Origin of the sequence: Petrotoga sp. 9T1HF07.CasAA.8.2 (genome assembly GCF_002895585.1) — a bacterium.
GTDB lineage: Bacteria > Thermotogota > Thermotogae > Petrotogales > Petrotogaceae > Petrotoga > Petrotoga mobilis.
The window spans coordinates 17,501-29,955 of sequence record NZ_AZRI01000021.1 but is presented as its reverse complement, the minus strand read 5'-3'; the positions used below and the strand labels follow the sequence as shown (position 1 = coordinate 29,955).

Below are 12,455 nucleotides of genomic sequence, written 5' to 3'. Positions count from 1 at the left end.
GCCGGTACCAGAGGTTAGTGAAAATGTGACAGTAGGCCAGGCTGCACTAATACTTACTAAGGCATTTACTCCAAATTATTATCCGATGCCAGAGTCCAGAACAGAGGAAGGGGCTGTAGAAACCACGCCTGAAGGAATCGCCTTGAAAGCTTTAATGAAACAAGGTGTGATAAAAGAGGATGTAAAACCATCCGATGCAGTTACAAGAGCCCAGATTGCCCTCTGGCTTTCAAGAGCTGCAGGTTATGATAAACTCTTAGATTCGGATATAAGTTTCATACCAGCGCCAAAAGATATCGAGGACCTGGACAAGGAAGTCAAAAACAGTATAGCCATTGTAACCACCCTAAAGGTAATGAATGCAAAAGACGGGGAATTTAAACCCTGCGATTTGCTGACATTCTCGGATTTCTGCGCTATAGTATATNNAATTAATTATCTACCTCCTACGTGATAAAACATGGCCAGTATCAATATGCTTTTGTGCTCCTGAGTTTGACAGTTACAAAAATGTAAGAATTCTAAAACAGGCATGAATAACTGCAAAAAAGCGTTTTTTGCTTTCTGTGTTTTTCAAAAGTGTCACTACATGCCTTTCTTTTCCTTTATTTATCAGTGTTTTAGTCTTATACTTTTGCTTTGCTCCTTTCTAACCCTTTAATTTCCTTATTTTCGTTCTGTAGTTTTAGTTTCTCTATGAATTCCTCATATGGTGTTACCACTTTTGGAATTGGTATATTAAGTATCTTCAATATCTTCTGAGCCAAAAGATTCATGTTAGTCCTAATAGCAAAATGTTGTTCGTTGACTTTAATATCTATGTATTCCATGTTTTTAATCGCTTCTCTTATCTTTTCGTGTGAGTATTCTATATTGTTCCTTTCTAGTTCTAATTCTAGCGTTCTTTGCATTATGTAAGATACAAAACTCATCACAATGTGTCCCTTTATCCTTTTCTGTGTCCAATGAAATATTGGTCTTGTCTCAAGATAATTCTTTAGTGTTCTGAAGCTTTCTTCCACTTTCCACAAGGTATGGTATTGCTCTAATATCTGTTTTGGATTCAACTGTGTGTTTGTTATTATTCCATAGTATCCGTCATATTTTTCGTCTTTTTCTATCTTTTGTATATCAAGTGTATAATCTACTTCGTTCTTTGTCTTTAAGTACTTTTTTGCACCTCTTTTGCTTTTTGTTTCTATGTTCCCATCTTTCAACATTTTTTTCGCTTTTTCAATCAATCTAATCCTGTCTTTTCTATCTTTTTCTACCCTTTCCTCTGAATGTATTATGAGTAATCTTTTACCTTCGTATTCTATTTCTCTGTATTCAATCCCTTTTACTATTTCAGTGAATCCTCCATCGGATATATCCACCTTTTTTAACTGTTTTATCGATTTACCAACTATGAATTCGTAATCGGAATTCTCTACTATTTCCATATTGGTTCTACTCATCATCCCTCTATCACTAACCACTATTACCTTTCCCAACTGATATCTCTTTTTCATCGCCTCTATCGTATCTTTGAACGTATGTCCTTCGAACGTGTTACCTGGGTATATATCAAAACTAACCGGCATCCTATCCCTATCTATCGACATCCCTAGAACCACCTGTGATTCGTTGAACTTCTTATCTTTCGAATACCCCATCTGTAGTAACTCGTTCGTTTGTTGTGTCTCAAAGGCTAACGTCGTTACATCGTAAAACACTAAATCTACTACAGAATTGAATAAACTCATCCTTTGACGGTACAGATGTTTCTCTAACTCTTCCTTCTTCTGCGCTAACACATCTAGCGTTCTGTACAGCCATTGTAAGGCTATCCCTTCTTCATCCGTTTCTGCCTCATCTATTCTTTTGAATCCGTAATAATCTAACTCGCTGAATATTCCCAACTTACTTTTTGGTTCTATTATTCTGTTCATAACCATTATTTTCAACAAATCTTCCACATCGAACCTCGTCTTTTTATCCATCTTTTCAAAGAACTTATCCATCTCATACCTTTCAAACAATCTATCAACTATTACCTTTATCCCATAATTCTTCTTATCAGGTGCTTCTTCAACACTATTCAAATTCACATAACCTTTTATATCATATATCTGTACGAGTTTATCGACAATATTTTCCACTTCTTTTCTACTGATAGTATCGATTCTACCCAAATTAGCGATAATCTTTTGTTTGTTCTTACCGTTTTCACGGTAACTTTCTACTATTCTTAAGTATTCTTTCCCTTGATTGTTTTTTACGGTTCTAACATACATCCAAATCATCTCCCAACTTCATAATGTCTTTAATATTATACCACATAACTATTATGAAGTCAAGAGAATAATATAATTAAAAGAGAAAAAAGTGTCACTACATCAAAACAATTTTTTCAAAAAATTATGTATTTTATCCCCTCAAACCCGCTTTATTCCGTTCGGCGCATTAGATCATATTAGATGTCCGTGAAAAAGATTGGTTAGATCATAATTCGATGTCTTTGAAATGATATCATATCCCTGACTCTTTTTGAAAGGAGACAAGGGAAAAATGGAGGCATTCGATATGGAACTAACCAGAAAACGCCCCGAAGGGGGTCTAAGGTTTGGCAGAAAAATATTTGAAATCAAGTAAAAAAGAGAAGTCAGAGATTATTTCAAAGTATTGTGAACTAACAAAAGTAAAAAGAGCTACAGCTGTAAAAAGGTTTGAAAGGTATAAGAATAGGTATCTGTTTCAAGAAAAAGATACTCAAAAGAATTCAAAAAAGAGAAGAGGACCAAAGAAGAAGTATGAATCTATTCATGAAGTGATATTGTGGAAATGTTGGGGATTATCTGGATGTATTTGTGCTGAAAAACTTCATCCGATGTTGGAAGTATACATCGAGGAATTGAAAAAGAATAACAGATTTTCATTGTATGAACTTTCAAAGACAGAAGAAGCAAAGAAGGTATCCTTAGGTACATTGAAAAGAATGGTAAGTAGATTTCCTAAGGTATCTACAAAGAAGCATAAAGGTAATGCGTTCATATATCAAAAGGTACCAATTTCAGCAAACTTTGGAAGATATGCCTTTGAAGAGGTAGGATAACGATAAAACTATACTTAAAGTGCTTTTTGAAAAGGTAAAAGGGAAGAACGAAGTTAATCTTTCAAGAAGTAGACCTTACAAGAAAAACGATAACGCTCACGTGGAACAAAAGAACGGGGATAAGGTAAGAAAATTGGTGGGGTATTTCAGGTATGAGAGTGAAGAAGAGGTAAGTCTGCTCAACGAGATTTACAGCAAAGCAGACTTACTAGATAACTTCTTCATACCCAACTTTAAACTAAAAAACAAAGTAAAGAACGACACGGGTAAAACAATAAAAAAAGAATATGAGAAACCTAAGACTCCATACCAACGGTTGCTTGAAAGCAATACTGTTAGCGAAAAAACTAAATCTCAACTAAAGAAAACATACGAAACCTTAAACATGGTAAAATTAAGAGAAGAAATAAATATTCTTGTGGATAAATTATACAACATTCAACTAACAAAAAGCAAATCAAGTTCAAAGACATAAATACTATCTAACCAATATCCTATTTCGATGACACTTAATTATGATCTAACACGCAGTAAAAACATAAAAAAACCAAATGAGGTGCATATTTATGTCAAAAAAGAAAAAGTAAAGTTAAGAGCTGAAACAAACTATCTTAAAGGAACATGATGAAGAGTGTCTAACATTTTATAAACTTGGAAAGAATTACGGGATTAATCCCAGATGTCTAAGGCAGTGGAGTTATAACTACAAAGCTTTCGGAGAGTATGCCCTGGGAAACCATAATAAAACTAGCTCACTGCATAGATAATGGACCGCTGGAAGGCTTCTGGGGAGTTTATGAAGAGAGAAATGTATTATGGCAAGAAGTTCAAAGCAAAGAAGAATTAATTGAAGCAATAAGCAATTACATGGATTACTTTGTTAATAAACGGGTTCAGCGCAGACTTGGAGCAATGACACCATCTGAATACTACAAGATGAAGATAGCAATATAAAAACTGCCTGACGAATCGGACAGAAAATCTTTCGTTTCTATTAATATTATGGTTCATTAATTTAGGATAAATTCAGCCTAAATAGATAGTTTTATAATTACAAACTTAACTATACGAGATGTTCTACTTATATCCTGTCTCACGGTTTCGGCGCCAGAAGTGGGAGCAGACAGACTGCCACTATATGCGTCATTGCTTGATTCCTAACTTGTCAACAATTACTTTACCATCTGAATCTAATAAAGGTGTAATACCCTTTGGCCCAATACCAGTATTCATTAAATAATTAACTCCAGTTTGAGTATCAACAACGATATAAATAGCACCTAATCCTAATGATTGTTCTTCTTTAATGACAAACCGTTCCTGTTTCTTCTGTTTTTTAAACATATAAAAATCTCCCTCGTATAATATGTATGGATGTGAAACTTAAAAATGGTACTAAAAATCTGCCAGGAGTATTGGTTACATTCATTTTAACAGAAAGACCGCAATAGAAAAGACCCTGAATTATTCCAAGACCTCTATCTCATCTCCAGGACGTATATATCCGCCTTTTATTACCTTTGTGAACACTCCTTCCAAGGGCATAGCGCACCTACCCACTTGTTCAAAAATTGCACATTTTGTATGACATTTTTTGCCTATCTGAGTGATTTCCATTAATGTCTCGCCTATCTTAAGCTTTGTCCCGACAGGATATTTATATAAATCTATACCCTCTGTCGTGAGGTTCTCGGCAAATTTTCCCGCACTAAGGCCTTCGATGCCCAGTGCAGCAATCTTATCAATACTTTCCTGCCCTAAAAGGCTCACTTGTCTATGCCATTCTCCAGCATGGGCATCTCCCATCAGACCGTGATTTTCCTTGAAATATCCCAAAGGTATCGATTTCTTTATCACTCCCTTTTTTTGGCTTATATTAACTGCCGTAACCCTTGCCATATACTATTCCTCCTTTTTTCTTTTTTTCAATCCTATTTTGAATTTTTCTGAAGGTATGGGTATTATCAGTTACGCTAATTTTCAACAATTTTTTATTTTTACCCCTTGATATATCACCGATTAGCTTTTTCTAATTAATTTGCATATTATTATACCAGTAGGCCAAGATTAGCACAAGCGGCTCAGTTCCATTTATAGCTGGTTATTATAAGGTAAGAAAGCAGTTTGGGATTAAGTGAAATTTGACTATAGGGAAGTAGGCAGTAGTTAACCCACCCTCGTCATCAATATTACTGATTCAACGTGCCTTGAGAGTATAATAAGGATGTTGTACCAGTCTGGTACATCCCAGCGGCAGAGTACACTTCGGCAAACATAGCCTACTGTAGTCTTTTTACGTCAGGTTGGTTCTGTATTTTCCTGAGTTTGACAGTTACAAAAACGTAAGAATTTTAAAACAGGCATGAATAATTGAAAACAGTGTTTTCAACTTTTTCTGCTTTTCAAAAATGTTGCTAAGAAGAAAATAGGTATTTTACCCCTACAAATTCACTTTTTTACATTCAGTTTACTAAAAACAAGGTCCAACGGTCAAAGTTAAGATTAAGTTTGAGTATGGTGTTCATTACTTTGATTATATTCTTTTTTTATTTCATCTATTACTGATTCGGAATAGAAATATTGTGAGAGAGATCTCTCACTCTTAGGGTCGAGTTTTCGTTCATAACTTAAGGTTGGATCTTTTTTTATTTCCTTCATAATATTATTAAAATCTTGATTTTTTTTAAAACCTTGAATTTTTTCTTTACATATATGCCATACATCATAGTACTTTAAAGGATATTTATTAATAATTTCTTCATCGGATAAATGTACTTTTTGGGCGCCGGGATCGTTCACTGGCTTATATTTGGTCACTTTTGCTAATTTCGCGTCTGCTTTATCTTCTGATGTTAATGCAATTAATATATCACTGTTAGTTATTTTTTTTACGTTCTCCATATAAACATTAAAAGGTAAAACAATTGGATCCTCAATATTTTGTTCTTTCAGATCTTCGATTACTTTTACGATGTTATCGATGAAATTCTTTCCTTCCTTAGAAGAAACGTTATCTATTGCTTTTTTAGATAAAAAATCTTCAGGCCTAAATGGTTGTTTAAATCCTAGAGGCATAATGAATAACCCTTGTTCAACTATTATGTCTCTCGAAAAATGCTCCTTAACAAATTCAACGTAATTTAATGCACAACGCGCAATCAGTGAAAAAATTAGCATCTCGAGAGGTTCGTGATAGAAGTGCACAATTTTATTTCTATATTCTTCTATGATACATAGATTTTTCTTAATAGCAGTAAAACTATTTGCTTTTTTCTTGTTCAAATAATCATTTACATATTTAACTGCTTTATTAAACGGGATTGTATGGCGATTATTTTCAAAAATATCTTTGCTTTTCACATATTTTCTGATAAAAGCTTTTAATATTAATTCCCATGCATTTATGAGCAGCAAGGTAGTTGTTTCGTAACGATAAGTAATATTAGGCTTATTATGTATCTCAATAGCAGCAAAATAGGCAGCAATAGAATTTTGCAATAGATTTTTAATCGTATTACCTTTGTCCATAATTTGTGCCCCCTCACATTCTAACTCTAATTTCGCTGTTGATTAGATTGAGAAGTAGGGTATCTCAGAGTTCAGATAAGGCAACGAATTTCAATGAATTCTTATATATGTATTTATATAGCAAATTGTCTTCCAAAATCATCAATGATGCATCAAATTTTTACAAAGGATAACAGTTTCAATTGTTAAAAATTATGCTCTACTAAGTAACAGAACCAAAAACCTTCGTAGCATCAAATATATTATATACCCCTTGCGATGATTTCATCTTATAGAATGTAGAAACCCTTACATAAAACATTTCTTTGGCAGCAATCGCCCAAAGAGAAGGAATATTATAGCATTTTAATGTATTATATTTTATAAGCTATTTACAAAATTAGTGATATCCACCTTTTCCTTATTAAGAGCTTGGTCCGTTATATCAATTGCAGGTTGAAAAATACTTAAATTTCCTTCAAAATGGTTAAACTCGTTTATCAAAGTCTTCTTAGATGTGAGTCTAATTCGATTACGTATTTGCGCAATATCCGTTTCATCAGGGTAAGCCGCATTTATAATTTGACCTAACTGTTTGTTTTGATCAGTATCTATTTTAAATTTTTCGACAAGCTTCTTTTCGACTAAAAGCCGTAAAAATAGGTATGTGAATGAATGCCGTAAAGTTTTATCTAATAAGGGATATTTAGAATTATCTAAAATGTTTACACCATCCACTGTTTTTCTTAAAATATCTGGAACTGATACTTCATAGGTATCTGGTATTACACCATCCTTATTTCCAAATAACTCAATGTAAGCTTTGGCAATATCTACTTTTACGTCCTTATAGCCATGCATCAACTGAGTTAATTTTTCTGTCAATGTTTCCTTATTGATGATGTTTGCATATCCTCGCATAAATGGTACCATTGAAATGAGAAAAATATTAATATCTCGGATACAATAGAAAATTGGTCCTCTGAATGTGGCAAGCAATTTTTCGAGGCTAATTAACATTTCTTGTTCTTTGCTATTAAGTGGAATAAAACCGTTTTCTTCCCCATCAGTATTATTCATCAAATACAGCTTGTAACATCTTTTGTATTGACTGTCAAGTAAGCAGAGCAAGTCTGTGTTATGAGTTAAAATAATTCGTTTTTTATGATGAAGCATTTTTACAATAGCATATACAACTTTATTCTTGTATATTGAATCAAAACTTGAAATAGGGTCATCAATAACAACAATAGGGCAAGCTGAATTTTTAGCTTTTAAAAACTCAAATGTTAATGACAAAAAATTTTGCTCACCTGTGCTTAATGGCAACTGGTCGCGCGTTTTACCCAAAAATTCATTGTTGGATAACGTAATGCGTAAATTTTTATTTTCGTCGCGTTCCAGTGAAAGCTTTTTATTCATGCTATTACCAATTATTTCTTCAATATAAAGCATATCTTCTTCAGAAATTTCCGGTCTTTCATCTATCAATTCTTGATATTCTTTCATTTTTGCTGGCAAATCACTATTGTCAAAAACCGCTGATAATTCGTTAATAACCAAACGTTCAAATTTTCCTTTAATGGTTTTAAAATCCGATATCAGTGAGTCTATGTTTCTTTTCGTACCATTGCTAATTGCATCTAGCAGCATAACCTTGATGTTAAATGGGTCTGTAGCAGGTACTAAAGAAATAATTTTTTTAATGAGTGGTTGAATATCTTTATCGATAGCTTCAAAGACATTTGCACGATTATCCGTTTTAGCCGCCAGCAATGCCTGCCAGTCAATACCAGTGGTATCACAAACTATACATTGATCCTTATGGAAACGATTAAGTATGCCAATAGCTTCCGTATTCTCTTCGATTTCGTGAACATTAGGATTCGAGTTAAGTGTTTTTGATCCCAGTTGTTCAATTTGTTGGATTAGAAAATCTTTGCTTGCATAATCAGATTTTAAAAATGTCAGTTTTGCCGTTTGTTCATCACTTAAAGTAATGCTTTCAAATGGAAGAGAAGCAAATTTATTAATTATTACCTCAGTTGAAAATTTTGCACCCTTTGACTTACTATTAACTATATCCTTTACAATTTCAGCAATATCAGTATTAGTTATAAGTGAAAGCAAGGGATTGCTTGCAGCAGAAATTCCGTGATTTGATTTTAATTTCTGTATGATCTCGCCTATAATTTTTTCACGGCCTTCGGCTAGGTACTTTTGCAGTTCAAATTCCTTTTTTATGTTGTCACCAAGGAAGAAGTCTTTCGTTTCGCCAGCGATAATATTTCTGTTATTCTGGTCATTAATGACATGAAATACTGTAGAACCCGAACTGTATGGAACTCCATCTATCTCAAACTTTAGTTTTGTACCTTTTGCTCCGGCTAAAACCTTGACAAAACAGGTTTTTCCAGTCCCGTTGGGGCCATAAATTGCAACAATTTGTTCAGTAGAGGGAAAGTCTATTACGTTGTTCATAGTGAATGATCTAAAGTCTCTTGTAAAAATCTCCTCATTTTCGATTAAGTTGAATTTAATCATGGTGGTTTAGTACCCCCTTCAGTAAGCTTTATATCTGAGATTGGCCCCAATAGTTTATTGCATTGTTATATCTCGACACATTTATCCTATTTTTAGCAACACCTTTCCCATATTGAAACGCCATTGCGTAAAAGTACTTATGAACTACTCGTGCCATGATATGCATGGTCATTTCCATAACTTTCACTATCGCTGCTCCATCGCAAATAGGTTAATAATATAGATTAATAATATTTATACCAAAAGTTCTCAATCGTGCATATTTTGAATTGCCTTTCTCTGAAAATATTTCAGCACATGAAATGGCTGCAAGCAGAGACGTTATGCCTAAAGGATGGTTATCGGACGGAGTAATAGTTTTTTTTCAAGTTGTAAGCTTTGGATTATTACAAATCAGTCGTTTCCAGGTATCCTTAGGAGAAAATATATTGGGAAAGTCACCATCTACGAGCGAAGTAATTACTCGGATTTTAGCGTGTCCTTTATAAAGCTTCCACTGCCTGCAGCCAAGATTGTGCTATAAGTGCATGCCCGGCAGGTGATGGATGAACGCCGTCAGGTAGCCAAAAGCTGGGTTCTCTTTGTGCTGCTGCCTGAGCAAATATTCCGTCTAGCGGTACGAAAATAGCATTGAATTCCCAGGCTAGCTTACGCACGACATGTATTTTGGGATCTAAGTCCTCCCTCCATTTGACTTGGTCTTCTGTCACAGGCAAAACAAATGGCTCACATATTATCAGGTTAGCGTTCAGTTGCGTTTTCACTTCTTGCAAAATATAACGATAATCTGACTCAAACTTTTCTACCGATGTTGGGTAATCGCTGTCATAACGTCGCCAGCAATCATTAATGCCGATGAGTATGGATACCCAGGTGGGTTTTAAGACTATACAGTCCCCCATCCAACGTTCCTTTAAATCTTTCACTCTGTTACCGCTTATTCCTTTGTTTATAAACCTAATGTTTTTTGCAGGATGTGCAACTGATAACCATGATGCCGTTATCATAGGATAACCCAATCCAAGGTCATCATCGTTGTTATAATCTCGACCTGCGTCAGTTACGCTGTCACCTTGAAACAGGACTATTGCGTTGTCTTCTATAAGCATGTCAAGCTCTCCTTTTTCGAATTAATTTCTATATTATTATACCATTAGGCTAAGATTGGCAGAAGAACCAGTTTATCCAAACGCAGATGACTTGATTTGTTCGTTCTTGGGAATGTTCCCAGAGCTATTTTGCATCAAGTATGGACAATTATTCTATTTTTTACTTAAAATTTTATATGCAACATCAAAATTAGGAACTTTTCTCCATAAATTGCTATCGCCAATAATTGCAATCCTGTATTTTGCTCTTGTCACGGCAACGTTAAGTATATTTGGCTTTTTCCCTGCCCATTGTGCGGCTCCACTTCCACTTTTTTCGTCGCAGCCAAGAATGAATATAACCTCGTTCGCTTCTTTACCTTGAAATGTATGAACAGTACCACAGGATATCTCAATCCAATTATCAATGTGACTTTTTTTATAATATCTTTGATAATTAGTATAAATAGATTCTTTAAGTAACCTTTTCATATGTTGGATAACAGATTTAAAAGGGCTAATAACATATAAACTAGGGAATACGTTGTTTAATCCAAATGCGTTAAGTACTATTTCGATTGCTTTATCTCCTTGCTCGGGCACAAAGTGATCTCTGCCCCCTTTTTCTTTACCATTAATATCTATCCATACAGACTCTTTAATTGATAGCAATACATCTGGTTTTGGCACTGCTGATTGCTTGAACATTCTGTTGTTGTATGCTATTTCGTTGGAAATTGAAAACATAGGATCTATGCATCTTCTATGTATTACGAGTGGACATCCAAGCCACATCTTTTCTCTGGAATACTCACGATACCCTCCGTATGGATTTATACTGTCAGCCAATATTTGAACAGAAAGCTCTTGTACTTTATATTGATCTGGAATTTCGAATTCTTCAGCAAATTTCTTTGAAAGTTCTGGGGGTACAGTTACTACCGGTTCTACCTGCAGTGGATCTCCCACAATAATAGCTTTTCTTGTACGCCATAAAGCTCCCAATGCTGAATGGGGAGTAGCTTGCCCTGCCTCGTCAATTATCAAAGTCCCTAATTCACTCTTATCTATGTATTTTAAAAATGTCTCTACCGAAGCGAAAGTAGTTGACAAGACAGGTATAACTAAAAATAAGGTGTTTAAAAGGTGTGCATAGCTTGATACTTTATCCTTCTCTGAAAAGCTTCCGTTCCACATATTTATAAGGCAACTGATATTTTGTTTCACAGCTTTTGAGTTTAAGATAAATGCTTTTTGCAACATTAAAGCATAGTAAAACAGCTCTTCCCGAAGGGTATCGTAGTTTTTATCAGTCCATGGACATGCCATTTGTGAACTTTCATTATTCGGTATATTTTCCCAGAATTTCTCATCGGCAAAGTTGTTACCAAACTGTTCTTTATATTTTTTCATTAACTCGCAACTATTTATATATGCTTTTTCTTTTTCTTTAAAATGTCTTTGTGCAGCGGAATAATCAGCTATTGTTTTATCCAATTGTACTTTCAAACGACTTAATTCCAAGCTAATATCTGTAAGTTTTATCTTCAATGCATCTAGCTCTTCTTTTGTTTGTTTAAGCTGCGATATAATATTATCTTTTCTGAAGAAGAAGGAAAACATCCTTTTAAAAAAAGAAAGTTTACTTTTTAGAAGTTTTTTATTTTCCATTAGCGTTTCAAATTGATACTTAACACTTTCTTGTTCCTTGATTTTTTGATTAATCAAATCTTCCAGTGCAGTTATTCTGTCTTTTGCCTTAGACATCACATCTTTTACATTATCATATTCTTGGACAATTTGTTTATGTTTATTAGTTTTTTCAATTGTATTTTCTATCTCTTTACGGTAGCTCAAAACTTCTTTATATTTATTTTTAAAGACACGCTTAGCTTCTTTCCAGTTAGGCAATTCCTTTTTATATAGCTGTTGTAAATTAACATTTTCCTTATTAAACCAAAGAGCTTGTGTTAGTTCCTTAATATTTGATTTTTTACCCAAACGTGCAGAAATCAATCCCCAGCATTCTTGACCGTTATTCATAAGTGTTTTAGCAATATCAGAAAAATAAATATCCTTGTTTTCATTAATATCAAACAATCCTGAATTACTTTCTTTTACATCTTCGGCAAGGGGTAACTCTCTAGATATATTTTCGACCGCAGCATTGTTGTTAGATGCCACGATAATGCCATACTTATTTAGCTCAGATGTAAGCTTAT

11 protein-coding genes (1 of these 11 cut by a window edge) are annotated in these 12,455 nt (G+C 34.1%); 4 read left to right on the top strand and 7 right to left on the bottom strand.

All coding sequences use genetic code 11. The annotated features are described in order from the left end of the window. Positions 1–626: 626 nt before the first annotated feature. Complete coding sequence (locus tag X925_RS04600; protein ID WP_158245412.1) at positions 627–2,276, bottom strand: IS1634 family transposase; 1,650 nt, start codon at positions 2,274–2,276, stop codon at positions 627–629. A 329-nt stretch (positions 2,277–2,605) separates the two neighbouring features. Here X925_RS04600 and X925_RS04595 point away from each other — a divergent pair, with 329 nt between their 5' ends. The 3 genes from X925_RS04595 to X925_RS04585 all read left to right on the top strand — a co-directional run bounded on the left by X925_RS04595 (position 2,606) and on the right by X925_RS04585 (position 4,048). After that, a complete protein-coding gene (locus X925_RS04595) occupies positions 2,606–3,094 on the top strand; it encodes a hypothetical protein (protein WP_121959265.1) in 489 nt (162 codons plus the stop codon). 19 nt (positions 3,095–3,113) lie between these two features. Further along, positions 3,114–3,569: a hypothetical protein gene (locus X925_RS04590; protein WP_121959264.1), complete on the top strand. Its 456-nt coding sequence runs from the start codon at positions 3,114–3,116 to the stop codon at positions 3,567–3,569. A 248-nt stretch (positions 3,570–3,817) separates the two neighbouring features. Continuing rightward, complete coding sequence (locus X925_RS04585) at positions 3,818–4,048, top strand: IS3 family transposase (protein ID WP_121959263.1); 231 nt, start codon at positions 3,818–3,820, stop codon at positions 4,046–4,048. 189 nt (positions 4,049–4,237) lie between these two features. Here X925_RS04585 and X925_RS04580 read toward each other — a convergent pair whose 3' ends face one another. The 4 genes from X925_RS04580 to X925_RS04565 form a co-directional block, all read right to left on the bottom strand. Continuing rightward, positions 4,238–4,438, bottom strand: coding sequence for a DUF6440 family protein (locus tag X925_RS04580; protein WP_103064580.1), 201 nt, complete (start codon positions 4,436–4,438; stop codon positions 4,238–4,240). A gap of 120 nt (positions 4,439–4,558) precedes the next feature. Then, positions 4,559–4,993, bottom strand: coding sequence for an MOSC domain-containing protein (locus X925_RS04575; RefSeq protein WP_121959262.1), 435 nt, complete (start codon positions 4,991–4,993; stop codon positions 4,559–4,561). Between the two features lie 603 nt (positions 4,994–5,596). Next, entirely contained in the window at positions 5,597–6,622 is a 1,026-nt protein-coding gene (locus tag X925_RS04570) for a DUF3644 domain-containing protein (protein WP_121959261.1), read from the bottom strand. 360 nt (positions 6,623–6,982) lie between these two features. Then, positions 6,983–9,145, bottom strand: a complete 2,163-nt coding sequence (locus X925_RS04565; protein ID WP_121959260.1) for an AAA family ATPase — start codon at positions 9,143–9,145, stop codon at positions 6,983–6,985. Between the two features lie 323 nt (positions 9,146–9,468). Here X925_RS04565 and X925_RS10275 point away from each other — a divergent pair, with 323 nt between their 5' ends. Further along, on the top strand, positions 9,469–9,633 hold the full coding sequence (locus X925_RS10275; RefSeq protein WP_158245411.1) for a hypothetical protein: 165 nt from the start codon (positions 9,469–9,471) through the stop codon (positions 9,631–9,633). Here X925_RS10275 and X925_RS04560 read toward each other — a convergent pair. Together X925_RS04560 and X925_RS04555 are read right to left on the bottom strand one after the other, a co-directional pair. Further along, the gene (locus X925_RS04560) at positions 9,628–10,254 is read right to left on the bottom strand and encodes an SGNH/GDSL hydrolase family protein (protein WP_121959259.1); all 627 of its coding nucleotides are present in this window, start codon (positions 10,252–10,254) and stop codon (positions 9,628–9,630) included. The genes X925_RS10275 and X925_RS04560 overlap by 6 nt on opposite strands. A gap of 153 nt (positions 10,255–10,407) precedes the next feature. Beyond that, positions 10,408–12,455 carry the 3' portion of an AAA domain-containing protein gene (locus tag X925_RS04555; RefSeq protein WP_121959258.1) on the bottom strand. It continues 1,027 nt past the right edge of the window, so the window shows 2,048 of its 3,075 coding nt (coding positions 1,028–3,075); its start codon lies off the right edge, out of view; it ends in the stop codon at positions 10,408–10,410.